General features: G+C 61.9%; 18 protein-coding genes and 1 pseudogene. 8 read left to right on the forward strand and 11 right to left on the reverse strand.

Annotated features, from left to right (window positions below; genetic code table 11):
- Nucleotides 1-7: 7 nt before the first annotated feature.
- The 3 genes from BN32_RS23875 to BN32_RS23885 form a co-directional block, all read right to left on the reverse strand.
- Nucleotides 8-589, reverse strand: a complete 582-nt coding sequence (locus BN32_RS23875) for a YqaA family protein (RefSeq protein ID WP_040427552.1) — start codon at nucleotides 587-589, stop codon at nucleotides 8-10.
- Between the two features lie 63 nt (nucleotides 590-652).
- On the reverse strand, nucleotides 653-1,120 hold the full coding sequence (gene hisE / locus BN32_RS23880; protein WP_019199945.1) for a phosphoribosyl-ATP diphosphatase: 468 nt from the start codon (nucleotides 1,118-1,120) through the stop codon (nucleotides 653-655).
- Nucleotides 1,121-1,237: 117 nt separating this feature from the next.
- Nucleotides 1,238-1,666 carry a hypothetical protein gene (locus tag BN32_RS23885; RefSeq protein WP_040427659.1) on the reverse strand — a complete coding sequence of 143 codons (429 nt, stop codon included), beginning with the start codon at nucleotides 1,664-1,666 and terminating at the stop codon, nucleotides 1,238-1,240.
- A gap of 232 nt (nucleotides 1,667-1,898) precedes the next feature.
- Between BN32_RS23885 and BN32_RS23890 the strand changes: the two genes are divergently transcribed.
- Nucleotides 1,899-2,930 (forward strand): ABC transporter substrate-binding protein, encoded by a 1,032-nt coding sequence (locus BN32_RS23890; RefSeq protein WP_019199943.1) that lies wholly within the window; start codon nucleotides 1,899-1,901, stop codon nucleotides 2,928-2,930.
- Between the two features lie 107 nt (nucleotides 2,931-3,037).
- Here the strand turns inward: BN32_RS23890 and BN32_RS23895 are convergent, their stop codons facing one another.
- On the reverse strand, nucleotides 3,038-4,198 hold the full coding sequence (locus tag BN32_RS23895; protein WP_040427661.1) for a M15 family metallopeptidase domain-containing protein: 1,161 nt from the start codon (nucleotides 4,196-4,198) through the stop codon (nucleotides 3,038-3,040).
- Nucleotides 4,199-4,460: 262 nt separating this feature from the next.
- Between BN32_RS23895 and BN32_RS23900 the strand changes: the two are divergent.
- Nucleotides 4,461-6,019: pseudogene (locus BN32_RS23900) on the forward strand (L,D-transpeptidase family protein).
- A gap of 225 nt (nucleotides 6,020-6,244) precedes the next feature.
- Here BN32_RS23900 and BN32_RS23905 read toward each other — a convergent pair.
- Both BN32_RS23905 and BN32_RS23910 read right to left on the reverse strand, forming a co-directional pair.
- Complete coding sequence (locus BN32_RS23905; protein ID WP_040427557.1) at nucleotides 6,245-8,242, reverse strand: hypothetical protein; 1,998 nt, start codon at nucleotides 8,240-8,242, stop codon at nucleotides 6,245-6,247.
- A 152-nt stretch (nucleotides 8,243-8,394) separates the two neighbouring features.
- The gene (locus BN32_RS23910) at nucleotides 8,395-8,685 is read right to left on the reverse strand and encodes a copper-binding protein (RefSeq protein WP_019199936.1); all 291 of its coding nucleotides are present in this window, start codon (nucleotides 8,683-8,685) and stop codon (nucleotides 8,395-8,397) included.
- Between the two features lie 408 nt (nucleotides 8,686-9,093).
- On the opposite strand from BN32_RS23910, the gene BN32_RS23915 reads away from it, so the two are divergent.
- The 6 genes from BN32_RS23915 to BN32_RS23940 all read left to right on the forward strand — a co-directional run bounded on the left by BN32_RS23915 (nucleotide 9,094) and on the right by BN32_RS23940 (nucleotide 19,732).
- A complete protein-coding gene (locus BN32_RS23915; protein WP_019199934.1) occupies nucleotides 9,094-11,991 on the forward strand; it encodes an autotransporter outer membrane beta-barrel domain-containing protein in 2,898 nt (965 codons plus the stop codon).
- 165 nt (nucleotides 11,992-12,156) lie between these two features.
- The gene (locus BN32_RS23920) at nucleotides 12,157-13,962 is read left to right on the forward strand and encodes a glucan ABC transporter ATP-binding protein/ permease (RefSeq protein ID WP_019199933.1); all 1,806 of its coding nucleotides are present in this window, start codon (nucleotides 12,157-12,159) and stop codon (nucleotides 13,960-13,962) included.
- A gap of 254 nt (nucleotides 13,963-14,216) precedes the next feature.
- A complete protein-coding gene (locus BN32_RS23925) occupies nucleotides 14,217-15,719 on the forward strand; it encodes a D-alanyl-D-alanine carboxypeptidase family protein (RefSeq protein ID WP_019199932.1) in 1,503 nt (500 codons plus the stop codon).
- Nucleotides 15,720-15,932: 213 nt separating this feature from the next.
- The gene (locus BN32_RS23930) at nucleotides 15,933-17,627 is read left to right on the forward strand and encodes a long-chain fatty acid--CoA ligase (RefSeq protein WP_040427663.1); all 1,695 of its coding nucleotides are present in this window, start codon (nucleotides 15,933-15,935) and stop codon (nucleotides 17,625-17,627) included.
- A gap of 78 nt (nucleotides 17,628-17,705) precedes the next feature.
- Nucleotides 17,706-18,263 (forward strand): DUF924 family protein, encoded by a 558-nt coding sequence (locus tag BN32_RS23935; protein ID WP_040427559.1) that lies wholly within the window; start codon nucleotides 17,706-17,708, stop codon nucleotides 18,261-18,263.
- 95 nt (nucleotides 18,264-18,358) lie between these two features.
- Nucleotides 18,359-19,732, forward strand: a complete 1,374-nt coding sequence (locus BN32_RS23940) for a lipopolysaccharide biosynthesis protein (RefSeq protein WP_019199929.1) — start codon at nucleotides 18,359-18,361, stop codon at nucleotides 19,730-19,732.
- A gap of 122 nt (nucleotides 19,733-19,854) precedes the next feature.
- Here the strand turns inward: BN32_RS23940 and BN32_RS23945 are convergent, their stop codons facing one another.
- From BN32_RS23945 to cysW, 5 genes are all read right to left on the reverse strand, one after another.
- On the reverse strand, nucleotides 19,855-20,643 hold the full coding sequence (locus tag BN32_RS23945) for a 3-hydroxybutyrate dehydrogenase (RefSeq protein ID WP_040427665.1): 789 nt from the start codon (nucleotides 20,641-20,643) through the stop codon (nucleotides 19,855-19,857).
- A gap of 19 nt (nucleotides 20,644-20,662) precedes the next feature.
- Nucleotides 20,663-21,838 carry a DUF3734 domain-containing protein gene (locus tag BN32_RS23950; RefSeq protein ID WP_019199927.1) on the reverse strand — a complete coding sequence of 392 codons (1,176 nt, stop codon included), beginning with the start codon at nucleotides 21,836-21,838 and terminating at the stop codon, nucleotides 20,663-20,665.
- A gap of 265 nt (nucleotides 21,839-22,103) precedes the next feature.
- Nucleotides 22,104-22,613, reverse strand: a complete 510-nt coding sequence (locus BN32_RS23955; RefSeq protein WP_019199926.1) for a CAP domain-containing protein — start codon at nucleotides 22,611-22,613, stop codon at nucleotides 22,104-22,106.
- 237 nt (nucleotides 22,614-22,850) lie between these two features.
- Complete coding sequence (locus tag BN32_RS23960; RefSeq protein ID WP_019199925.1) at nucleotides 22,851-23,900, reverse strand: sulfate/molybdate ABC transporter ATP-binding protein; 1,050 nt, start codon at nucleotides 23,898-23,900, stop codon at nucleotides 22,851-22,853.
- A complete protein-coding gene (gene cysW / locus BN32_RS23965) occupies nucleotides 23,890-24,756 on the reverse strand; it encodes a sulfate ABC transporter permease subunit CysW (RefSeq protein ID WP_019199924.1) in 867 nt (288 codons plus the stop codon). The genes BN32_RS23960 and cysW overlap by 11 nt, the downstream gene beginning before the upstream one ends.
- Nucleotides 24,757-24,761 lie beyond the last annotated feature (5 nt).

Below are 24,761 nucleotides of genomic sequence, written 5' to 3' on the forward strand. Positions count from 1 at the left end.
ACGCCGCCTAGAACAGCCTAAAGGCAATGATGAAGCCAAGTACCAGCGTGGCGGTGGCAACGATCACCCACAAGCCGAGACGTTTCTCGATGGCTTCGCGAATCCACGTGCCGTAGCGATTGAGCAGAATCGCGACGATAAAAAACCGTCCGCCACGCGCGATGACCGAAAAGATCACGAACAGCAGCAGATTGTAGTTGGCGAAACCGGACGTGATCGTCACGAGCTTGTAAGGAATCGGCGTGAGTCCCTTCAGCAGAATGATCCACGCGCCGTATTCTGCGTAAGAAGCACGGAACGCCTCGACCTTGTCGCCGTAGCCGTAGAGATTGATCAGCCACTGCCCGACGCTGTCATAGAGCAGCGCGCCGATGGCGTAACCGACAACACCGCCCGCAACCGATGTTACGGTACAGACCAGCGCGTAGAGCCACGCTTTCTGTGGCCGCGCCAGCGACATCGGAATCAGCATGACATCCGGCGGAATCGGAAAGAACGAGCTTTCAGCGAACGACACGGCTCCCATCAGCCAGAGGGCATAGGGCTTGTCGGCGGCGGCGATGCACCAGTCATACATTCGTCTCAGCATGGCGCGATGAACCACCGTCCGGGCAATTTGTCCATGTGTGGAAATGTGTAATTTAGCCGCTAATCAGCGGCGTTTCTTCAACCGGCCACTCTGGAGCGCGACAATTGGTCGCCGCGCTACGCTTTCGGTGGTCTGTGGTGGCGCAATCTTGGCAGCGGCCTTTGCGGTGGCACCGGATTTCCCTGGAACCACCGTGGTGGTGTGCGGCTTGCCCGCGGACGCTTTCGGCAGTTTTTCGGCGATGCCCTGAGCCCGTTCGCGACGATCCATTTCGGCCCACACGTCTTCCGGGCGAACACCGGCGGCCACCCAAAGGACCGACAGGTTGTAGAGCAGATCAGCGCTTTCCCGGATCACGGCTTCGGAGTCGCCGTTGACCGCGTCGATGACGACTTCGATAGCTTCTTCGGCAAGTTTCTTGGCCATTTTCGCTGGGCCGCGCTGAAACAGCCGCGCCGTTCGCGACGTCGCCGGATCGAGATCCTTGGCCGCAATAACCGCGTGATAAAGCCGTTCTAGCGAATCACTCATCTGTTGAACCTAGATCAAATCTCTCGCCAGCGTGTTAACGGCCACCCCAAATGACTGAAAATGCTCCAAAAAAGCAAGCCGCCGGGATTGCTCCCGGCGACATGATTGCCTAGTCGATCAGTAGGTCGGAATGCGGTAGTAGCCGCCGCCCTGATACGGATAGCCGCCGTAGTAGGCCGGGCCGCCGTAGTAATGGCGTCCGTAATACGGACCACCGCCGTAATAATAGTTGTCGCGATAGTAGTCGCGGCGGCGCTGCTCGGCGACGATGGCACCCACTGTCCCCAGCGCCATGCCCATGAAGGCGAGGCCAGCAGCATTGTTATTATAGCCGCGGCGCACCACACGGCGGCGGGCACGAGAGCTGAAATCAGTGGCCTCACTGGCATTCGCTGGCTCAGCGGAAGTTGTTTTGGCAGCCGGTGCGGCGAGCGGATGTGCCTGTGCGGCCGGCGGTGGAACAACCACGGTCAAGACCAGCGCAGCAGCCGTCGCCAGAACCACAGCCCAGGTGAATGGCGAAGGCAAAGTCTTACGAATGAGCATTTCAACGTCCTCACAGGTCATCCCTGGCCAGACCGGCTAGTTGGAGGATAATCCTAGTCTTTACACTAGGTTCCTCAACCCCAACGCAAGCTGAACGACAAATGGCGAAACTGCGGCAAACTGGCGCGGAAAGGGCCAAAGGGTGACGGACAGGCGCTTGTGTGCTTGTCATCATGCCAACACAGCCGATGCTCAAAAGTAGCCTCACGTCTCCCAAGTCCAAGTGCCGCGCATGTCCAGACGCCGTCTCCGCAAAACCCTGTTGCCGCTGATCGCCCTCCTGTGGGCATACGGTCCGGGCACGACGCCGGGAACCGCCGCGTCGGCGCTGCACTTCTCATATGACCGGCCGATCGACGGCGCTGCGGCGCCGTTCGTGCTGGCATCCGCCAGGGGTTTATTTCGCACCGAAGGTCTCACCGTCACGACCGGCCAAGCGGCCGATTCGGTCGACGCCATCGCGCGCGTCGCATCCGGAAGCAGCGACATCGCGCTCGCAGACATCAACGCGCTCATTCGCTACCGCGACAAGGAAGGGGCGGCGCCGGTCAAGGCGGTGTTCGTACTCTACAACAAGGCGCCCTACGCGATCATCGCGCGCAGGAGCCGCGGCATCGCGACCATGCCGGACATCGAAGGCAAGACCATCGGCGTCGTCGATGGCGATCTCGCCGCGCGGCTGTGGCCGGCGATCGCGCGCAAAAACAACATCAAGCTCGACAAGATCAGGATGGAGAAAATCAGCGCTGCGGTGCGCGAGCCGATGCTCTCGGCGGGCCAACTCGATGCCGTCACCGGCTTTTCGTTTCTGTCCGCAATCAACCTGCGCGACCGCGGCGTCCCGGCAAACGATCTCGCGGTGCTTCGCTTCTCCGATTTCGGCAGCGAAGTCTACGGCCACGCGCTGATCGTCAATCCGAAATTCGCAGCCGCCAATCCTGACGCCGTGAAAGCTTTCGTGCGCGCGACGATCGCGGGCGTTCGCCTGAGCCTCAAGGATCCGGCGCGCGCGATTGACGAGGTCCTCCTGCAGATGAGCGGCGGCTCGCGTGACGTTGAACTGGAGCGGTTGCGCGCCGTGCTGGGCGACAACATCGCCACCGACGAGGTCAAGAAGAGCGGTCTCGGCGGCATCGACAGCAGCCGTTTCGACGCGGGCATCAGCCAGATCGCGGACGATTACGAATTCCGCAAGCGGCCCTCCACAACCGACATTTTCGACGACACGTTCCTGCCGCCCGTGAGCGCGCGCACGATCAATTGAAACCGCGCAACTTCGGATTAAAATTTAACGGCAGCGGCAAAGTCCGCGATCCGCCAATAGCGAACGCGGATCTACATTTTACGAGCCTGATATCGGAGCCAAGCCACTCAACTCGCTTTCAGCTTTGAGACGGTTGCAGTTCTCGGGCGCTTCGCGGGGCGTGAGTAGTCGCGTGCGGCCACGCGCTTCACCTTCTTCACGTCGGCCTTTTTCACGTCCGGTCTCGCCTGCTTTGAGCCGCGGTTATGCGCCGCATATTCCCGGCCGTCGAGCGGTGCGACATGCGGCGGGTCCCTGCCGAGATATGGGCGTCCGATTCCGAACTCCTTCCCATGCGCATCAACCCACTTCCAGAGCTTATCGGAGGAAGCCCATCGCTGGTTGCGAGTTCCGCCCTGGACGCTCACGATATCGGCCGCAAGCCCATGCCCATAGCCACCGCGGGAGCTCCCGCCATGAAACGACTTGTTGCTCGCCGCCTTCAGGCCGCTTGCGATTGACTGGCGGTAGTCATCACGGAATGCGCTGGTGATGCCGGGCGAAAGGCCCGCCGCCTCCGCCGCGTGAAGCATATGAAACAGTTTTAGCTTGAAGCTCCGATCCATGCCTCCGATCACGTAGTCCATCATCGACATGCGGACTCGCTCCGCCGCCTTCGGATCCTTCCACCCAAAATCCTGATCAACAAGCTTGGTGAAGGTTCTGGAGACAGTCACCATCTTGCCCTTCCGCTTGACGGTGACCTTCCTCCGCTCAGGCACCTTGATGGTGTCCTCCTTGGGCGTCCGTTGATAGAGCGCCCACAGATATCGATCGACACAGATGTCCACGATCAGGCACTCGTCGATAATTTCGATGGAGCTCACGGCCCTGTTTGCATCGCCAATTTGGATATCCGACGGATCCACGCTTGCGAGTTGCATATGCGCTGGCTCGGTTGGCGGCACATCCGGCGAATTGGTCGAGGCCGTTTCGATGACCAGCTCCGGTTTGTTCAAGGCGATCAATGCGTCGGCGACTGCTCTCGATAGTTCGGCCATCGCACCATCGGTTTGACCGGGATTGTCATTGAGCATTGGCTGCGGTGCGTCGGCCAACTGCTGTCTGGCGGAGTGCGAGAGCGCGCTGATGTCGTTGCCTGGCGCCGCGCCGCTGTTCTGGATTCCTCCTGGCCCGGAGGTAGCGAGCAAGCCGACAACCCCGGTCGCGAGAACGACTGATCGCAACAATGGCGACGGCTCTGTTGAAAGTCGCTGCAGGTTCATCATTCCAGCCTCATCGGAACCGGATTGCACAAGCATGCGGACGCCGCTGATTGTTCGGACAAGGCAGCGCCCGCGCAATGGCGCAAACGGACAGGCCGTGCGCTTTTCCCGAAAGTGTTGCCTGTGTGCAACGGCAGGCCGCAGGCCCGCTGTAATGCTCGCTGTCCGTTTTGTGCCAATTTCAGCTGCGAGCATGCTTGTTCCTCACGAGTCGGATATGTGAGGTTGGTCACGGCATCGGACACGTGCTGCAACGGGGAATGGAATGGTGAATCGATTGACGCCGACGCAATCCAACGCGGTGATGCGCCATTGGGGATCTTCGGCCATTGTGATGATCGCGGCGATGGCCGCGCTGATGGCGCCGACCGCCGACGCCGCAGCGAAACAGGCGCGCCGCACGCAACCCGCCGAGACAACGGCGCCGCGCGAGGCAGGCGAGCCGATCATGGCAATCGTGTCGATCAAGAGCCAGCAGGTCACACTCTATGACGCCGAGGGCTGGATTCTGCGCGCGCCGGTGTCGACCGGCGTCAAGGAGCGCGAGACGCCCGCCGGCGTCTTCGCCATCGTCCAGAAGAACAAAGAACACCGCTCGAACATGTATGACGATGCCTGGATGCCGAACATGCAGCGCATCACCTGGAACGGCCTCGCGTTGCATGGCGGGCCGTTGCCCGGTTATGCGGCCTCACACGGCTGCGTGCGAATGCCTTACGGCTTTGCGGAGAAGCTGTTCGACAAGACGCGGATCGGGATGCGCGTGATCATCTCGCCGGACGACGCGGCCCCGGTCGACTTTTCTCACCCGGCGCTATCGCTCTTCGTGCCGAACACCGAGGTCATCGCAGCTGCTCCGGCAAGGGCCGAGATACTCTCACGCGAGGCCGCGAACGCTATCACGACAGCCGACGAGGCCAGGAAGACTGCTGCGACAGCGGCCCGCGAGTCGGCACCGCTCGCAGCGTCTCTGCGCAAGCTGGAGCGGCTCAAGGCCCGGGCCGACGCCGAGCTCGTATCCGCAGACAAGGCGGTGGCCGCCGCCAAGACCGACCAAGCCAGGGCGAAAGCCGAGGACCGTAAGCAAAAGGCCGCTGCCATGGCAGCGGAGCTGAAGACTCGATACGACGCCGCCAAGGCGGACGCGTCATCAAAGCTCGACGCAGCCAGCGCCGCAAAGGAAGCGGCCAAGACGGCTCAGCAAAAAAGGCCGACACCGCCAAGGCGGCACTCGACGCGAAGCTCGCGCTCGAGCCGGTCTCGATCTACATCAGCCGCGCGACGCGGACGCTTTACGTCCGGCGCAACACGCGTAAGCCGGCGCCGGACGGCGGCGGCGAGGTGTTCGATGCGACCATCGAGGTCCCGGTCGCGATTCGCGATCCCGGCAAACCACTCGGCACGCACGTGTTCACCGCAGTGGCACGCACCGCCACGGGCCTGCGCTGGACCGCCGTCACGATCGAAAATGGGAATGACGCCAAAAACGCGCTCGACCGCATCACCATCCCGAAGGAAGTCCTTGATCGCATCGCGCCGACCGCATCGCCGCGATCCTCGATCATCGTCTCAGACGAGCCCCTGAGCGAGGAGACCAACTATCGCACCGAGTTTGTTGCGGTGCTGAGCGACCAGCCCCAGGGCGGCTTCATCACGCGCAAGCCGAGCGAGGTTCTCATGGCGGACGACGACAGCTGGGGCAACGGCAACCGACAGAGCGACGACGGCTTCGGCTTCCTTTTCCAGCGCAATCCGAATCCCCAACCGAGCAATATGCGCCGGGGCGGCGGTCAGTTCTTTCCTCCGGTGCAACGAGGGTGGTGATACGATGCAGCACGCCGCGCGTTGCCCTGCATGTCTGCTTCGGGTCATTGGCGGACCTTCGATCGCGGCACCTCGACAATACGCTCCTGCCGCCGCTTGGCGCGCGCAAGATCCATTGAGTTGCGTAACGTGAAGGTAGCGGACGGACGCCGCCCCCATACTCTCAAAGATGCTTGCCGGAAGCCAAGCGTCGCAGCAGTCCCATTATCGTGCGTTGCGCGTCGGTTACAAACTGCGCGTCGGCCAGTGCCGCTCGTGGAACCAGGTGCGATACTCCGACGACATCTTGGCGCGCTGTGCCTGCGGCGCATGCCGCTTGCACGTCGCGACCTCATCGGTATTTTCCCGCGCCGCCCAACGTAATTCGGCGCAGTCGTTCGGGTTGTAGGCCATCTCGAAATCCGACATCCGATCAATCACGTCCTTCAGCGACAGCGTCCACTGCGAACCATCGCTTCGGGTATAGGATATTTTGCGCGAGGCAAGTTCGGAGGCGAGCACGCCCTGCAATTCGCTTTTCACTGCTTCAACGCTCTTGCCGGTCGGCACCGCGTAGCGCGCTGCCCGTCGTACGAAGCGATCCGGAAATCCCCGCACGACATCGATCGCAATCAGCAGACGGAAATCGCGCGCCGGCGTGGAGTAATCCTCCCAGGCTCCTGTCGTCTGGAAGATCGCAGGGCCGTTCGGCATCGCAATCTCGCCGGGCTTTTTCTCCTGATATTTTCGCCCGTTTTCCACCGAGGTGACGCGCGTCTTCACCTGCTCGTGGAGACTCGCGATGGCGTCCGCCATCGCTTTCACCGGATCGAGCGGATCGGGCGACATCACGTCATCCATGCGATCGTAAAAATCTTCGACACTCATCTGCGACTGGTCCAGCGAAAAATCTCCGTAACTTGGATTCTTGGCAATCTCGGCATTGGCCAGCCGCCGCAGTGCGCCGCTTCTGTCCCGCACGATCGGCCGGAAGTGCTTGAAGCCGGAACTGCCGAGCGCAGGATCGTGAGCGAACAGAAAATTGCCGCGCCAGAACCGCTTTCGCGTGATCGATCCATCAGGCTCGGCGTCGATGGCAAGGAAGACGCCGGGCTTGCCATTCAGTTCCGGCACACGATGCACCAGCATCAGCACATGGCCGTAGGGATCGGCGTACACCGTACCCGGGCGCAACGCCTGCTGTGTCAGCGCGACCGTATAGAAATCGGTGTTGTCGTCGGCACCCGCCACGCGCACCGCGCCGGTATGCACGACGTCGCCAACGTCCCTTAGATACTCGCCGAACGTCGTCGGTCGCTTCGGCACCAGTGGCGTGGCAGGGAGCGGCGCAGGCATCTCGGCTGGCTGTGACGCGGCGAACAACCCCGCAGGCGCGGCCGCGCCCGGTGTGGTGGATGCAGTCGATGCGCTGTTCGGTTCGGGCGGTGGCGGCGGACGCGTGACCTCGGGATGCTCGATATCGAACCACTGGTAGCACTTGGGCGGCTTGCCGCCAGTACCGCGCGAGCAATTCGAATAGCCAAACGGCAGACCCATTTTGTAAGCGAAATATGCGCGCAAGAAATACACGAAGTCCGCGCAATCAGGGCGAAGGCCCGACCGCGCATTGTCTTCACCCCGACCAAGATGATTGAACAGGAAATTGCGCGATCGATCATGCAGCACTTCATGCCACACCTTCCACGACAGATCCTGATCCGGCGGCGCGTCGAACAGCTTCTCGATCCACGCCGAAAACAGTGTTTCTGTGGTGTTGTTCCAACCGCCGCGCACCTGCCAGAAACTTCCCGGCAGTATCGGCACGGGCGCGGGTTTGCGCGCGCTCACCACAATGTCACGAGTGATCGTGCGGCATTCCATCGGCCCTTGATTGAGCACCAGCGTCGCATGCCAGGTGCCTGCGGCCGGTACAGCGATCTCGGCGAGCCAGAAATAGGGCGACCCGCCGTGACGGTCGGCCGATTTGGCCGCAACACTTCCATCGGGCGCGATCAGCGACAGCATGCCTTCGACCGGTTTCTCGGTCACGACCATGACACGCAGCGGTGCGCCCTTCCACGGCGAAAGCGGCGAAGGCAATACCCTAAGCTCAGTTGCATCCTTACAGACGCCGGCTGGGGTTTGGGCCCGAGACTCCACCGCTGAGAAGAGCAGAATGAAAAATGCACCTGCGATCAGCAACCGTGCCGTCGCAGCAACAGTAAACCGGCGTGCGAGAAGCATTTGAATATCACCTTGCTGGAACGCCCCCGAACAGCATTCGGCACCCTAAGCAGGCTGGAATTCCAGACTACGAATAAGGCGAGCATGAGTCAGCCAGTTTATCGACTATTTTGCGATCCGCTGATCGTTCGCCATGCCGCTGACGTCCGCTTTTACTGCTTCTGAAGTTTCGTGATCGTTTTGATTCCACCCGTTTCCGTAGAAAAATAGGTGACTTTATCACCGGCATGCACAGCATCTAACGACGAGCGGTCCTGCGCTTTGAACTCTTCCGCAGCGCCGCCGGTGTTCGCTCCAGTGGTCCCGCTTTGCTCACGTTGAATCGCGATCGTACCGTTGATCCGGTCAATTTTGGTAATCGTTCCTGTAAGACCTTGTTGGGCCAAAGCCGCCGAGTTGATGAGGGTGAGGACCGCAGCCAAAACGATGTTGGCGATTTTCATGGCAGTCTCCGGTTTTTTTGGAACATGCCCGACAAGCTGCGGCGGCCCTTATTGGTTCCTCGGGAGGACGCGATACAAATCGTCGCTGTCGGTCACTGCTCGCGGACGTCAGAAATCGCACCAGGCCCGAGACATGCCGCACATCCCGATGCCGTGCCGTGAACGTGATAAACGGCCGGTTGGAGCGATGCCCGCTGGTATCCGCGCTTTCCAATTCAGCGGAACCTCGTTAGACTTTGCATGATTGTGAGGCTGATTTTGGAAGTCATTGCGAACATTGTGATCGCGCTTGTCGTGATTGCGAATGCCGTGATCGCGGACATCTTGGCCAGAAAATTTAAATGATTCTCCCGCGCGCATTCAAAGCGCGCAGCGGATTTTTACTTGTTGATTTTCGGGGCACTGGGAATGACCGGCGGGAATGCGACCGCGGCGAAGCTCTCGCCTGCGCTGCGGAAGGGGCTTTTGGCCTCCGGGCTTTTGATTTCAACGGCTGTTGCGGCTTTGCTAATGGGCAGCGCAGCGGCCCGCGCCGCCTGCGATCCCGCCGCCGCCGACAACGTCACCGCGATCTGCACCGGCACCACCATCAATCAGGGCACGGGCGCTCCCGGCACCAGCCTTGACGTCAACGGTTACGGCAGCGTCCTCGTCGGCAATCTCAATGTCACGATCGTGCCCGGGGCGACGGTCGCCGGAGCCAATGCCGGTATCAATGCTGACTCGGCCACTGTCGCCAACTCCGGCACCGTCACCGGGGACTCCGCGGGCATCTCTGCGAACACAGTTGCTGTGACCAATTCCGGCACCATCACCGGCGGCGATTACGGCATCCGTGCCAGCACAGCCACCGTCACCAATTCCGGCACCGTCACCGGGGGCGCCTACGGCATAGATGCCGTCAATACTGCCAGTGTAACCAACTCAGGCAGCATCACCGGCGGCAACTACGGTATCGTTGCCAACACAGCCAATGTGACCAACTCCGGCTCCATCACGGGAGCAGCCTTCTCCGGCGTCTATACCGACAACACAGCCACCGTGACCAACTCCGGCTCCATCACCGGCAGCGACTACGGCATCCGGGCCAGCACAGCCAATGTAACCAATTCCGGCACTATCATCGGGGGTGGCCGCGGCATCAGTGCCGACACGGCCACCGTCGCCAATTCCGGCAACATCAGCGGGGGCTTCTACGGCATCTATGCCACCACCATCACCGTGACCAATTCTGGCACCATCACAGGAGCAAGCCTCTACGGCATCGCTACCAGCACAGCCAATGTGACCAACTCCGGCACCATTACCGGCGGCGATTACGGCATCCGGGCAAGCACAGCCAATGTGATCAATTCCGGCACTATCACGGGAGCAGACTTCGCCGGCATCCATGTCAACAATACAGCCACCGTGACCAATTCTGGCTTCATCACCGGAGGCGACAACGGCATCCGGGCCAGCACAGTTGATGTGATCAATTCCGGCACCATCACGGGGACAGATTTCTACGGCGTTTATGCCATCAACACAGCCACCGTGACCAACTCCGGCCTCATCACCGGCGGCGACTACGGCATCTCGGCCAGCACAGCCAATGTGAACAATTCCGGCACCGTCACCGGGGGCACCCGCGGCATAAATGCCCTTGTCACAGCCAATGTAATCAACTCAGGCAGCATCACCGGCGGCAACTACGGTATCGTTGCCAACACAGCCAATGTGACCAACTCCGGCTCCATCACGGGAGCAGCCTTCTCCGGCGTCTATACCGACAACACAGCCACCGTGACCAACTCCGGCTCCATCACCGGCAGCGACTACGGCATCCGGGCCAGCACAGCCAATGTAACCAATTCCGGCACTATCATCGGGGGTGGCCGCGGCATCAGTGCCGACACGGCCACCGTCGCCAATTCCGGCAACATCAGCGGGGGCATCGACGGTGTCAGTCTCATCACCACCGGCAACATCATCAATTCCGGCACCATCGTCGGCACAAACGGTACGGCAATCCGCTTCAACGCCAACGGCACAGCCGCCTCCGACAGCCTCAGTATTTTGCCCGGCGCGCGGTTCGGCGGACTGGTGAACTTTGGCGGCGGCGCAGACAAAGTGAGTTTCGGACCTGGAAGCTGGATTCTCGACACCGCGAATTTCAACGCCGCACTCTCCACTGTCACCACGTCCGGCAATGCTTATGTCGTGACACCAATCCGGATCATCGTCGCCGACCTCTCCGGCTTCGGCACCATGAATCGCGCCGTGATGGACATCACCGGCTGGATCGCGTCGGTGTTGCCCGACACGCCGGTGTTCGAGCCCGTGCGAAACAGCGCCAATGCTTTCGCCGCCATCGAAAGCGCAGCACCTCGTTTTGACCACGCCTTTGGCACCGTATCCGAAGCCATGGTCGTTGGAGCGATGGCGTTCGCGCCGACAATACCGGTGTTCAAGGGCGGCGCGGTCTCCGACCGCAACGGCAACAGTGTCTGGGCCAAGGGATTTGGCGGACGGCGCGAACAGACGACCGACGGCAACTTCATCGGCGGCGTGACGCTCGGCTACGGCGGCGCCATCGGCTATGACCGGCAGATCACCCCCGATACAAAGCTGGGCGGCTTCATCGGCGGCAGCACCAATGAGACCGCACTCGACCTCAATGCCGGCCGCTTCGACACCGACACGCTGTTCGGCGGACTATATGCCCGCAACTCGTTCGGCGCGACGTTCCTCGATCTGGCACTGATCGGCGGCAAGCTGAACAACGAGTCGAAGCGCAACATCGGCAGCGGGCTCACCTTCGAGACCGCCAGCGCCTCCTACGATGGCTGGTTCGTCAATCCCTCGCTCGCGCTCGGCCATCGCTTCGCGTTCGATCACGGCGTCACAGTCACGCCTGCGCTGAAAGTGCGCTACGTCGCCGCGCAGTTCGACGGCTACACCGAGACCGGCTCCAGCGCCAATCTTACGGTCGGCGACCGCAACATGCAGGCGTTCGAGGAACGTGCGGAGATCACGCTGGCCAACACCCATGCCTTCAACAATGGCAGTCGTCTTGGCATCCGCGTGACCGGCGGCGTGCTGGCGCAGCAGCGCACCGGCGACGCCTCCGTCAACATCGCGCTGGTCGGGCAGAACTTCATCGCCGCAACACCGGACAAGCAGAACGTGTTCGGCGTTTACGGCGGTGCGGGTCTGGACTGGCAGTTCGAGCGCATGACGCTGTTCGCCGCCGGCGAAGTCACCGGCATGAACGACAACGTCACCACCTTCACCGGCAAGGGCGGCGTGCGCATGGTGTGGTAAGTGCCACGCGCCCGCGCGGACGCGGGCCGCTGCCGCCGCAAATACCCGCAAAATCAATTAGGTGCATAACGCCGACACGACTGGTCCCGCCGCACTGTATTCGCCGGCCATCCCCGGCTAGGATGACAGCCCTTTCGTTGACGTCAGACTTGTAGGGCTGTTGCTTTGATCCGTCTTTATGTTCGCGTGCTTGAACTGCTCGGCAAGGAAGCCCGGCTCGGCTGGTTCCTCGCCGGCGCCAACCTGTTGCTTGCGGTGGCGCAATTTGCCGAACCGGTCCTGTTCGGCCGCATCATCGACGTTCTGTCCGGCAAGCCGATGACCGATACGCTGTTCGGTACCGCGATCTCATCGCCATGGCCGCTGCTCGGCGCATGGGTCGCATTCGGACTCTTCACGATTGTCTGCAGCGCGTTCGTTGCCCTGCAGGCGGATCGCCTCGCGCATCGCCAGCGTCAGGCCGTGCTTACCGGTTACTTCGAGCACATCATGCAGTTGCCGCTCACCTTCCACACCGGCACGCATTCCGGTCGTCTGATGAAGGTGATGCTTCAGGGCACCGATGCGCTGTGGCGGCTCTGGCTGAGTTTCTTCCGCGAGCATTTCGCGTCGATCGTTTCGCTGGTCGTGCTGCTGCCGCTGTCGCTGTACATCAACTGGCGGCTCGCGAGCCTGCTGTTCGTCCTGTGCATCGTTTTCACGATCCTGACCACGCTGGTGGTGCGCAAGACCTACGGCCTGCAGATGGAGGTCGAGGAGCATTACGGCGACCTCGCGGCCCGCGCATCCGACGCGCTCGGCAACGTCGCGCTGGTGCAGAGCTTCGTCCGCGTCGATGCCGAGGTGCAGGGCCTGCGCGGCGTCGCCGACAAGCTGCTGTCGGCGCAGTTGCCGGTGCTGTCGTGGTGGGCGCTCGTGGCCGTGATGACCCGCGCCTCCACTACCATCACGATTCTGGCGATCTTTGTGGTCGGCATCATCCTGAACAGCCAGGGACAGGCCAGCGTCGGCGAGATCGTGATGTTTGTCTCTTTCGCCACCATGCTGATCCAGAAGCTCGAGCAGGTCGTCAGCTTCATCAACAATGTCTTCATGGAAGCGCCGCGGCTGCGGGAGTTCTTCGACGTGCTCGATGCGGTGCCCGCGGTGCGCGACCGGCCCGACGCCATCGATCCCGGCCGCCTCACCGGCCTCGTGGAATTCAACGACGTCTCGTTCTCCTACGACGGCAAGCGGCCCGCTGTCGAAGATATCTCGTTCACCGCATTGCCGGGACAGACCATCGCACTGGTCGGCGAGACCGGTGCCGGCAAATCCACCGCCATTGCGCTGCTGCATCGCGCGTTTGATCCGCAATCCGGCTTCATCAAGATCGACGGCATGGATGTGCGCGGCATGACGCTTTCGGCGCTGCGCCGGAACATCGGCGTGGTGTTTCAGGAAGCGCTGCTGTTCAACCGCTCGATCGCCGAGAACCTGCGGGTCGGCAAGCCCGACGCCACTGACGAGGAATTGCGCGTGGCCGCCGAGGGCGCACAGGCGCTCGACTTCATCGAGCGCAGCGATCTGAAATTCGACACCAACGCCGGCGAGCGCGGACGCATGCTGTCGGGCGGCGAGCGCCAGCGCCTGTCGATTGCCCGCGCGTTGCTGAAAAATCCGCCAATCCTGATCCTCGATGAGGCGACCAGCGCGCTCGACGCGGTCACCGAAGCCAAGGTCAACGCCGCCCTCGACACCGTGATGAAGGGCCGCACCACCTTCGTGATCGCCCACCGGCTCTCGACCATCCGAAATGCAACCCGCATTCTGGTGTTCGACAAGGGCAAGGTGATCGAAAGCGGAACGTTCGATGAACTCGTCGCGAGCGGCGGCTATTTCGCCAAGCTCGCGAAAGCGCAATTCATGGTTCAGGACGAGACCCGCGCCCATTCGCCCGCACTGACGGCGGCCACGGCCTCAAAGGCGTAGCTCCATCAGGAACCGGGGTCGTGGAGAAGTGTGGGCATCGTCGAATTTTGGCCCATTTCGTGCTTGATTGAGTCTCAAAGCCCCTGTTCGGAACCGCTCGCTCCGGTATAAGTATTGAGCCTCATCTGATTTGACGATCCGGATTGCTTTCGAACCCGCATGCAACACGCCGAGGAGGCCATGGTTTCATTCGCCGCAGGCGTGCTTACAACCGTCGGACTCCGGTAGTGGTGCGGGTCGCTGCCCCGTTCCGGATGTCGTCGCTGCGACCGCTCGCGCTTTTGGCGGCGGTGTTGCTTGCGGCGATCACGCCGCGCACGGCGCAGGCCGAGGCGCTGCTGGTGATCGAGGCCGACACCGGCAAGGTTCTTCAGGCTGAGAACGCGACCTATCCCTGGTATCCGGCGTCCGTCACCAAGATCATGACGGCCTACGTGACCCTGAAGGCGGTGAAGGAAGGCCGCATCACGCTCGACACGCTGTTCACCGTGTCGCCGACAGCGGCCGCGCAGCAGCCCTCGAAGATGGGCTTCAAGCCGGGCACGCAGATCACCGTCGACAACGCGCTGAAGATGATGATGGTGAAGTCGGCGAACGACATCGCGGTCGTGCTGGCGGAAGGCGTCTCGGGCTCCGTCGATAATTTCTCGGCGGAAATGAACAAGACCGCGCAGCGGCTCGGCATGACGCAGACCAGCTACGTCAATCCGAACGGCTTGCCGGCGGAAGGACAGATTACGTCGGCCCGCGATCTCGGACTTTTGGCGCGCGCGATCATCCGCGATCTGCCGGAGTACGAGTATTTCATGCACATTTCGGCCATCAAGTTCGGCCGCCGGGTGACCGCGAACTTCAACAAGCTGATCGGCCGCTATCCCGGCGCAGACGGCATGAAGACCGGCTTCATCTGCGCCTCGGGATTCAATCTCGTCGCCACCGCGACGCGCAACAACAAGCGGCTGATCGCGGTCGTGCTCGGTGCGCAATCGTCATCGCAGCGCGCGCTGAAGGCGGCGCAATTGCTCGAACGCGGCTTCGGCGGCAACAAGCTCTCCTGGCTCAAGCCGTCACTCGGCACCGTCGATGCGCTGGCGCCGATCGACGCCTCGCCGCCGAACTTGCGCGACGAGATGTGCGGACCGAAACGCAAGCGGCCCGCCGCAGAGAACGAAGAAGACGATCCCGATATCCAGGCGGACAGCAACGACGCCGGGGTCTCGATGTTCGCGGCCGGCCTTCAGGCGCCGACCATGAAGGTGTCGGACCTGCTGGCGATGCCTGCCGCCGCCGCAACGCCCGTGATTGTCTATACCGGCCCGGCCCGCACCGGCGCGGCCATTCTCGAAGCCGATGCTGCCGAAGCCGCCAACCAGGCGGCATCCGTCGCCAAGCGGAAGGGCGCGAAGCCGAAGGTTGCCGCCAAGCCGGACACCGACGCAAAGCCCGAGAAGAAGAAGGACGAAAAGATCGCGGCGAAGCCCGACGCCAAGCCGGCGGCATCGCCTCTGAAGCCGAAGACCGCGGCTGTAGCAGCCGCGGCAGCCAAACCCGCCGGCGCGCCGAAAACCGACAAGAAGCCGGATGCCGCCGCCAAGCCCGCAGCGAAGCCTGAGGCTAAACCGGCGGCGGCGGCGAAACCCGCTGCCGCCAAACCTGCCGCTGCCAGCTCTGCGGCCAAACCTGCTGCTGCCCCGGCCGCGAAACCGGCGGCCAAACCTGCCGCCCAGCAGAAGCCCGACGCCGCCCCGCGCGGCTAACTCACTCTCGCGGCTGTGATTGTGCTCTGCGGAATCCACGTGCGTGAACGCCCGCAAGCCTGCGTACAAGGCTTCTAAAGTGCGTCGTTACCACGCACAGGCTTGCTATGGCCTGCCGCTTCGCTCAATACTTATTTCAATACTTGAGAGCATAGCCCGTGCACCCCGCCACAAGACGGGGGCCGTCTGGAAAACAGCTGAGGGGAAATGACCATGGAACGTATCTGGCTCAAGCAATATCCGGCCGGCGTGCCAGCCGACATAGACGTCAATCTGTATCCGTCGCTGGTGGAACTGCTCGAGGAAAGCTTCAAGAAATTCGCCGACCGCAAGTCCTTCATCTGCATGGACAAGTCGATCACCTATCGCGAGCTCGACGAAATGTCGGCGGCGATGGGCGCCTATCTGCAAAGCAAGGGCCTGCAGAAGGGCGCGCGTGTCGCCATCATGATGCCCAACGTGCTGCAGAATCCGGTCGCCTCAAGCGCGATCCTGCGCGCCGGCTACACCGTGGTGAACGTCAATCCGCTCTACACGCCGCGCGAGCTTGAGCACCAGCTCAAGGACTCCGGTGCGGAAGCGATCCTGCTGCTTGAGAACTTCGCCAGCACCCTTGAGAAGGTTATCGCCAAGACCAACGTCAAGCACGTCATCATGGGTTCGATGGGCGATCTGCTCGGCTTCAAGGGCGTGATCGTCAATTTCGTCGTCCGCAAGGTCAAGAAAATGGTGCCGGCGTATTCGATTCCGAGCGCCGTTCCGTTCAATGAAGCGCTCGCGGCCGGACGCAAACTGAAACTGAACAAGCCGACGCTGACCGGCGACGACGTTGCATTCCTGCAATACACCGGCGGCACCACCGGCGTGTCGAAGGGCGCAACGCTGCTCCACCGCAACATTCTCGCCAACGTGCTGCAGAACGATGCGTGGCTGCAGCCCGCACTGAAGAAGCCGCCGCATGTCGACCAGATCTTTATCGTCTGCGCGCTGCCGCTCTACCATATCTTCGCGCTGACCGCGTGCTTCCTGCTCGCGGTGCGCGCCGGCGGCGTGAACCTTCTGATCCCGAACCCGCGCGACATGGCGGGTTTCGTCAAGGAGCTGTCAAAGTATCAGGTCAACAGCTTCCCGGCGGTGAACACACTCTACAACGGCCTGCTCAACACGCCCGGCTTCGACAAACTCGACTTCTCGAAGCTGAAGAGCTGCTTCGGCGGCGGCATGGCCGTGCAGAAGCCGGTCGCCGACAAGTGGACGCAGGTGACCGGTGTGGCGCTGTCGGAAGGTTACGGCCTGTCCGAGACCTCGCCGACGCTGACGTGTAACCCGGCGGACACCGACAAGTTCTCCGGCTCGATCGGCATTCCGGTGCCCTCGACATATCTGTCGATCCGCGACGACGACGGCAACGAAGTGCCGCTCGGCGAGCCCGGCGAAATCTGCGCCAAGGGTCCGCAGGTGATGGCGGGCTACTGGAACCGCCCGGAAGAAACCGCAAAGGTGATGACCGCCGACGGCTTCTTCCGCACCGGCGACATCGGCATCATGTCGCCCGACGGCTACACCAAGATCGTGGACCGCAAGAAGGACATGATCCTGGTCTCGGGCTTCAACGTCTATCCAAACGAAGTCGAGGAAGTGATCGCCAGCCATCCGGGCGTGCTCGAATGCGCGGTGATCGGCGTTCCCGACGCGAAGTCGACCGAAGCCGTGAAGGCCTTCGTGGTGAAGAAGGACCCGAACCTCACGGCGCAGGACATCATCAAGTTCGCGTCGACCGAACTGACAGGATACAAGGTGCCCAAGCACGTCGAGTTCCGGACGGAATTGCCGAAGACCAACGTCGGCAAGATCCTGCGCCGCGAACTGCGCGACGAAAAGCCGAAAGCCGCTGCTGCGGCAAGCTGATCGTCTCGTTTCTCATCAACGAACGCAACGGCCGGGCTTGTCCCGGCCGTTGACGTCTTTAGGACCACAGCAAGCACCATGAACTCCGAAGTTACGCCCTCAATCGCCCCCCAAGACATCGTCATGTTCTGGCGCAACGCCGGATACGAGCGCTGGTACACCAAGGACGACGCGTTCGATCAGACGCTGCGCGACCGCTTCATGGGCGTGTGGAAGGCGGCGCGCGAGGGCAAGCTGAGCGCGTGGCAGGACACCGACGACGGCACGCTGGCGCTGCTGATCGTGCTCGACCAGTTTCCGCGCAACATGTTCCGCAACGATGCGCGCGCCTTCTCCACAGACGCACTCGCCCGCGCCGTTGCCGCGCGCGCCATTGCCGAAGGCCGCGACCTGCGCACCGATCCGGCGATGCGCAGCTTTATGTACCTGCCATTCGAGCATTCCGAGGACATGGCGGATCAGGAACGCAGCGTGGCGCTGTTCGAACAGCTCGACGCGGACAGTCTGAAATGGGCGGTGCTGCATGCCGACATCATCCGCAAGTTCGGCCGGTTTCCTCACCGCAACGCCGTGCTGGGGAGAACCACAACACCGGGAGAAGCCGCGTTTCTGAAGGACGGCGGCTTTTCTGGCTGATCATCTGGTTACCCGATCCAACCAAATCTTAACGAATCCTTGCTAAGGCGCATCCTGCCCCACGAGCGGGATCAGGATCGAGTACCGTGACCGTCATGCCTGCTGATAGCGCGTCTGAAGCGAAGCCCACGGGCTTGATCGCGCGGCTGCGCAGTGTGCTGACCGGCACCAGTGAAGCCTCGCTGACCAAGCGGCTCGCCGGAACCGTCTTCCTCATTCGCGTGCTCAGCGCGGGCCTCGCCTACTTCTCGCAGGTGCTGCTGGCGCGATGGATGGGCGGCTCGGACTACGGCGTCTATGTCTATGTCTGGACCTGGGTGCTGCTGCTGGGCAGCATGCTGGACTTCGGCGTCGCCGTATCCGCACAGAAAATCATTCCCGAATACCGCGCCGACGGACAGCTTTCGATGCTGCGCGGGTTTCTCTCCGGCAGCCGCTGGATGACGCTGGCGGCCTCGACCGCAGTCGCGCTGTTGCTGGCCGCACTTGTGACGGCCCTGTCGCCGTGGATCGACGCGCACACCATTATGCCGCTCTATATCGGCTGCCTCACCCTCCCCGCTTTCGTGGTTGCCAACACGCAGGACGGTCTCGCGCGCTCCCATGACTGGATGCGCCTCGGTCTGATGCCGCAATTCATCGTGCGGCAGACACTGATCATCGGATTCACCACCGGCGCAGTCGTGCTCGGCATGAACCTCGGCGCAACGGCTGCGATGATTGCCAGCGCCGCTGCGGTGTGGATCGCGATGCTTGGCCAATTGATCGTTCTCAACCGCCGCCTGCGCGAGAGCGTCGATCCCGGTCCGAAGACCTACGATTTCCGGAACTGGCTGAAGGTGTCGCTCCCGATCATGATGGTCGAAGGCTTCTATCTGCTGCTGTCCTACACCGACGTGCTGGTGCTGCAGCAATTCCGCTCATCCGAAGAGGTCGGCGTCTACTTCGCCGTGGTGAAGACACTCGCTCTGGTGTCGTTCATTCACTACGCGATGTCGGCCACCACCGCGCATCGCTTCAGCGAGTATCACGCATCCGGCGACAAGGAACGCCTCTCGGCGTATATCGCCCACGCGATCAAGTGGACATTCTGGCCGTCGGTCGCAGCCACCGCGGTGCTGCTGGCGCTGGGCAAGCCGTTGCTCTGGCTGTTCGGCCCGCAGTTCACCGCCGGTTACGGCATCATGTTCGTCGCGGCGATCGGCCTGATCGTGCGCTCCGCCATCGGTCCGGTAGAACGGCTGCTTAACATGCTGGGTCACCAGAACATGTGCGCGCTGGCTTACGCGCTGGCATTTCTGGTCAACCTCGTGCTGTGCGTGCTGCTGGTGCCGCGCTTCGGCGGCTACGGCGCTGCTGCCGCAACCTCCATCGCGCTGGTGTTCGAAACGATCCTGCTGTTCTGGATCACCCGTTCGCGCCTCGGCTTTCACGTTCTGGCGTTCGGGAAGAAAGTATCCTCAACATAACCGTCATTCCGGGACGCGCTCTTCGCGCAGGCCCGGAATCTCGATCAGTTGACATCAGAACTTATAACATCTGGATTCCGGGCTCGCTCGCTATGCTCGCGCCCCGGAATGACGGAGAACTGTTACTCCGCCGTCCAGCCGCCGTCGATCGACAGGTTCGCACCGGTGATCTGCGCCGCGTCGTCACCGCACAGAAACAGCGCCAGCGCCGCGACCTGATCGACGGTGACGAACTCCTTGGTCGGCTGCGCGTCGAGCAGAACGTCGTTGATGACCTGCTCCTTGGTCAACCCGCGCGCCTTCATGGTATCGGGAATCTGCTTTTCCACCAGCGGCGTCCAGACATAGCCCGGCGAGATACAATTGGCCGTGATCTTGTGGGTCGCCAGCTCCAGCGCCACGGTCTTGGTCAGCCCAACGATGCCGTGCTTGGCAGAGACATAGGCCGACTTGAACGGTGAAGCGACCAGCGAATGCGCCGACGCGGTGTTGATGATGCGGCCCCAGCCGCGCTTCTTCATGCCGGGCACCGCGGCGCGGATGCCGTGAAACGCCGAGGTCAGGTTGATTGCGATGATCATGTCCCACTTTTCAATGGGAAATTCCTCGATCGGCGAAACGAACTGCACGCCTGCGTTGTTCACAAGAACGTCCACCGAGCCGTAGGTCCGTTCGCCGAGCGCAATCATTTCAGCGATTTCCGCGGGCTTGGTCATGTCGGCGGGCGAATGAACCGCCTTGACGCCAAAATCCTTCTCGATGGCCGAGCGCTCTTTCTCGATGTCGGCCGGCGTGCCGAAGCCGTTGATCACGACATTGGCGCCTGCGCTCGCAAAAGCCCGCGCATAGGCCAGACCGATGCCGCTGGTCGAGCCGGTCACCACTGCCGTCTTGCCGGAAAGAGTACCCATCATTCGCTCCTGTTTTCACTCACTTGATTTTTTCCGATCCCGCTTGGCAAAGATCGTAGGTCACCATGCTCTCGCCAGATTGCGGCCGGTTCAGCCACTCCGGATGCCTCATGGAGGCATACACATCGCGCTCGCCCGCGGCCCAGTGCTCGGTCATGCCAAGCCGGGAGAAGTCGTAATCTTTCGACGATGTCTCATGCAGCTTGCTGCGATAGATCAGGTGCACAATCGTGACCGTATTTTCCTTCGCCGCTTGATTGAGCGTCGCGACCAGCGGGTCATCCTTGAAACTCGGCGGCAGCTTGGCGATCAGTTCGCGCACTGCTTTCTTGGCGTCGTGGATCTTCTTGTTCATGTCGGTGTTCATGCGGGTGCGGCTGGAATAGCGGATGTCCTTTTCCCGCTCCGCCGCTTCCAGCACCGTGGCCGGAACCTCGCCCCGCGCGCTGAACAGGTCGACCTGGAAAATCAGAAGGTCGTTGTCCCGGTCATGCTCAAGCACGTAGTCGAGCGGCGTGTTGGAGACGATGCCACCGTCCCAGTAAAATTCGCCCTCGATTTCGACCGGCGGGAAGCCCGGCGGCAACGCGCCGGACGCCATGATGTGTTCGGGTCCAATCTTCTTGCCAAGCTTCTTGAACTTGTGATTGTCGAAATACTCGAAATTCCCGGTCTTGATATTGACCGCGCCGACACTGAGGCGGACACCGTCATTGTTGATGCGGTCGAAATCCACCAACCGCTCCAGCGTCGCGCGCAGCGGTGTGGTGTCGTAGTAACTTTGCGACTGCGGACTTCCCGCAGGCCAGACCGGCGCCGGCGGAAAGCGCGGCGTGAAAAATCCCGGCACACCAAAGGTTGCGATCAGCGCGGCGCTGGTTTCGTTGAAGACCGAGCGCGCGTGGTCGCCCTGAACGAACGGAGCCCAAGGCATCGGCGAGGCCGACGACACCGTCTCCCAGAATTCCTTCAGCTTTCCGATGCGCTTTTCTCGGGGATTCCCGGCGATAATCGCCGCATTGATCGCACCAATCGAAATGCCCGCGATCCATTTCGGCTCGAAATCGTGATGACAGAGCGCTTGATAAGCACCGGCCTGATAGGAGCCGAGCGCGCCGCCGCCTTGTAGCACCAGTACACGCTGCGCCTGTGCGGGATTCGTTGCGGCCGGTTTGTCGGGAGAACGTTGATCCATAAGCCATCACTGAACTCGTGTCCCGTATCCGAGGTTCGCCTCGCTTTGCAGCGCTATCCAAGCGAACCTCGGATACGAAAGGACACTAGCAAATTATAATTCTAGTAATCCTCTGGTTCTGACATTCGTAAAAGCGCCTGCGAAGGATATGATACGAATGTCAGAACCGGATCACCAGCACCGGCAGGGAACCGATGCTGCAGTACGGTGGCCTCAGTTCGCAGCCGCGTCAATTGCTGAAAGAGGGAGGCGTGTCACAGAAGGTTTATCTGGAATCCGGCGCGGCAAGGATCAGCGTCCAGAACACCTTGTATTTGGTGTTCGGCACATAGGTTGCGGCGATGCCCATTTTTGTGACACCGCTCGCCAGCATGTTGGCCTTGTGGGGTGGCGAGTCCCTCCAGCCCGAGAATGCTTCCGCGAGAGTGTGATAGCCCGCCGAGACGTTTTCGACCGCCTTGGTTGCGTCGAAGCCCGAAGCCTTGATGCGCTTGTCGAGCGGCCCGGCGACATTGTGATCGAGTTTATTGCGGGCCCCCATCGCCTGCGACTGGGTTTCCGCCGCCTTCATCAGCAGGGGGTCGACCTGGACCGCGCCAAGGCCGTTGTTCTGCCGGTAGCCGGAGATCATCGATGCCGCGACATTCGGATCGAGCTTCGCGCCGGCACTCGCCATGCTGAGATAGAATGCCGGCTGTTCGGTGGACGTGTCGCCGCCCGTCCCACAGCCGCTCAAGATCGCCAGCGCCAGAATGGCCCCCGCCGCACGCATCATTTGCTTTCCCCACCCCGTCGATCGGCGTTTGTTGCACACCAACAGTGGCTGAAAGGTGAACGGCTTGATTATTGGGAGGGAACCGAACAGCTGAGCGATGCGCTCCCTCTCCCCGCCTGCGGGGAGAGGGTTGGGGTGAGGGCTAGCTGGATGCGTTCTGCTTGAAGTATGCCCCTCACCCGGATCGCAAAGGAGCGATCCGACCTCTCCCCGTCAGAACGGGGAGAGGTGAAGAACTCACGACTGCGCCGGAAACAGCCGGTAGCGCCGGGGCTGCAGGCTGACCACGTCGCCCGGCTTGAGATCGCGGTCGCGCGGCGCGTCGATTTCAATGAGGGTCTCGTTGGCGCCGTTGTGCAGCACCACGTCGGCGCGCTGGGTCGGGCCGAATGCGCGCACATGCTTGACGTCGCCCTCGAAGATACCGCTGCCGTTCGGCACGATCGAAACGTCGTGACGGCGGATGAACAGGTTCGATGGTCCCGACACCGCGTCGCGCGGCTCGAGGTTCAGCACCTTGTCGCCGAGCCGGACCTTGCCGTCCGCCACCTGCACCGGCAGCACGATGGATTCGCCGATGAAGCCGTGAACGAACGCGGTCGCCGGATTGTCGTAAACGTCACCCGGCGTGCCGATCTGCTCGATCTTGCCCTTGTCCATCACCACCACGCGGTTAGCGACTTCAAGTGCTTCTTCCTGATCGTGGGTGACGAAAATCGATGTGACGTGGATCTCGTCATGAAGCTGGCGCAGCCAGCGGCGCAGTTCCTTGCGCACCTTGGCATCGAGCGCGCCGAACGGCTCGTCCAGCAGCAGGATGCGCGGTTCGATGGCGAGCGCGCGGGCGAGCGCGATGCGCTGGCGCTGGCCGCCGGACAACTGGCTCGGATAGCGATCCGCGAGCCAGTCAAGCTGCACCAGATCGAGCAATTCCTTCACGCGCTTCCTGATGTGTGCCTCGTCCTTGCGGACGGCGCGCGGCTGCACCCGCAGGCCGAAGGCGACGTTCTCGAACACGCTCATGTGGCGGAACAGCGCGTAGTGCTGGAACACGAAGCCGACGTGACGCTCGCCGGCGCCGCGAGAAAGCGCATCCTCACCATCGAAAATCACCGAGCCTTCATCGGGCCAATCGAGGCCGGCGATGATCCGCAGCAATGAGGTCTTGCCCGAACCCGACGGGCCGAGCAGCGCCACCAGTTCGCCGGTTGCCACCTTGAGATCGACATGATCGAGCGCGGCAAAGGTGCCGAACTTCTTCACGATGTTGCGGACTTCAATCGTCACTTTCGGTCTGTCCTTCTTCGAGATGGCTTTCGAGGATCGTTTTCACGATCAGCGTGACGAGCGCCAGGAATGCGAGCAGCGACGCGATCGCGAACGACGCCACAAACTGGTACTCATTGTACAGGATTTCGACGAGGAGCGGCATGGTGTTGGTTTCGCCGCGAATATGCCCGGAGACCACGGAAACCGCGCCGAATTCGCCCATGGCGCGGGCGTTGCACAGCAGCACGCCATAGAGAATACCCCATTTGATGTTGGGGATGGTCACGCGCAGGAAGGTGCGCAGGCCGGACGCGCCGAGCGAAATCGCCGCCTCCTCCTCCTGGGTGCCCTGTTCCTGCATCAGCGGGATCAGTTCGCGCGCCACGAACGGGAACGTCACAAACGTCGTCGCCAGCGCGATGCCGGGCACCGCGAACAGGATCTGCACGCCATGTTCCATCAGCCACGCGCCGAAATAGCCCTGCGCGCCGAACAGCAGCACGAATACCAGACCGGAAATCACCGGACTGACAGAGAACGGCAGATCGATCAGCGTGATCAGGAACACCTTGCCGCGAAACTCGAACTTCGCGATCGCCCAGGCCGCGATCACACCGAACACCAGATTGAGCCCCACCGAAATGGCGGCAACGGTCAGCGTCAGCCTGATCGCGGAGAGCGCTTCCGGGTCCGACAGCGCCGCGAGATAGGCGCCGACGCCTTTCGAGAAGGCCTCGGTGAACACCACGACCAGCGGCAACACTACGAAGATCGTCAGGAACGTGATCGCAATGGCGATGAGGGTCCATCGCACCAAAAACGGCTCGGTGCGGATTTCGTGCGCGGAGGGACTTGCAGGCCGGTTGATCACCATGACCG

This window comes from Afipia birgiae 34632 (assembly GCF_000308295.2).
Taxonomy (GTDB): Bacteria; Pseudomonadota; Alphaproteobacteria; order Rhizobiales; family Xanthobacteraceae; genus Afipia; species Afipia birgiae.

Bases quoted from the DNA above. Each gene is read 5' to 3' on its own strand.
- BN32_RS23875 (WP_040427552.1), bottom strand. From the start codon at position 589: ATGCTGAGACGAATGTATGACTGGTGCATCGCCGCCGCCGACAAGCCC.
- hisE (WP_019199945.1), bottom strand. From the start codon at position 1,120: ATGAGTGATTCGCTAGAACGGCTTTATCACGCGGTTATTGCGGCCAAG.
- BN32_RS23885 (WP_040427659.1), bottom strand. From the start codon at position 1,666: ATGCTCATTCGTAAGACTTTGCCTTCGCCATTCACCTGGGCTGTGGTT.
- BN32_RS23890 (WP_019199943.1), top strand. From the start codon at position 1,899: ATGTCCAGACGCCGTCTCCGCAAAACCCTGTTGCCGCTGATCGCCCTC.
- BN32_RS23895 (WP_040427661.1), bottom strand. From the start codon at position 4,198: ATGATGAACCTGCAGCGACTTTCAACAGAGCCGTCGCCATTGTTGCGA.
- BN32_RS23905 (WP_040427557.1), bottom strand. From the start codon at position 8,242: ATGCTTCTCGCACGCCGGTTTACTGTTGCTGCGACGGCACGGTTGCTG.
- BN32_RS23910 (WP_019199936.1), bottom strand. From the start codon at position 8,685: ATGAAAATCGCCAACATCGTTTTGGCTGCGGTCCTCACCCTCATCAAC.
- BN32_RS23915 (WP_019199934.1), top strand. From the start codon at position 9,094: ATGACCGGCGGGAATGCGACCGCGGCGAAGCTCTCGCCTGCGCTGCGG.
- BN32_RS23925 (WP_019199932.1), top strand. From the start codon at position 14,217: ATGTCGTCGCTGCGACCGCTCGCGCTTTTGGCGGCGGTGTTGCTTGCG.
- BN32_RS23930 (WP_040427663.1), top strand. From the start codon at position 15,933: ATGGAACGTATCTGGCTCAAGCAATATCCGGCCGGCGTGCCAGCCGAC.
- BN32_RS23935 (WP_040427559.1), top strand. From the start codon at position 17,706: ATGAACTCCGAAGTTACGCCCTCAATCGCCCCCCAAGACATCGTCATG.
- BN32_RS23940 (WP_019199929.1), top strand. From the start codon at position 18,359: ATGCCTGCTGATAGCGCGTCTGAAGCGAAGCCCACGGGCTTGATCGCG.
- BN32_RS23945 (WP_040427665.1), bottom strand. From the start codon at position 20,643: ATGGGTACTCTTTCCGGCAAGACGGCAGTGGTGACCGGCTCGACCAGC.
- BN32_RS23950 (WP_019199927.1), bottom strand. From the start codon at position 21,838: ATGGATCAACGTTCTCCCGACAAACCGGCCGCAACGAATCCCGCACAG.
- BN32_RS23955 (WP_019199926.1), bottom strand. From the start codon at position 22,613: ATGATGCGTGCGGCGGGGGCCATTCTGGCGCTGGCGATCTTGAGCGGC.
- cysW (WP_019199924.1), bottom strand. From the start codon at position 24,756: ATGGTGATCAACCGGCCTGCAAGTCCCTCCGCGCACGAAATCCGCACC.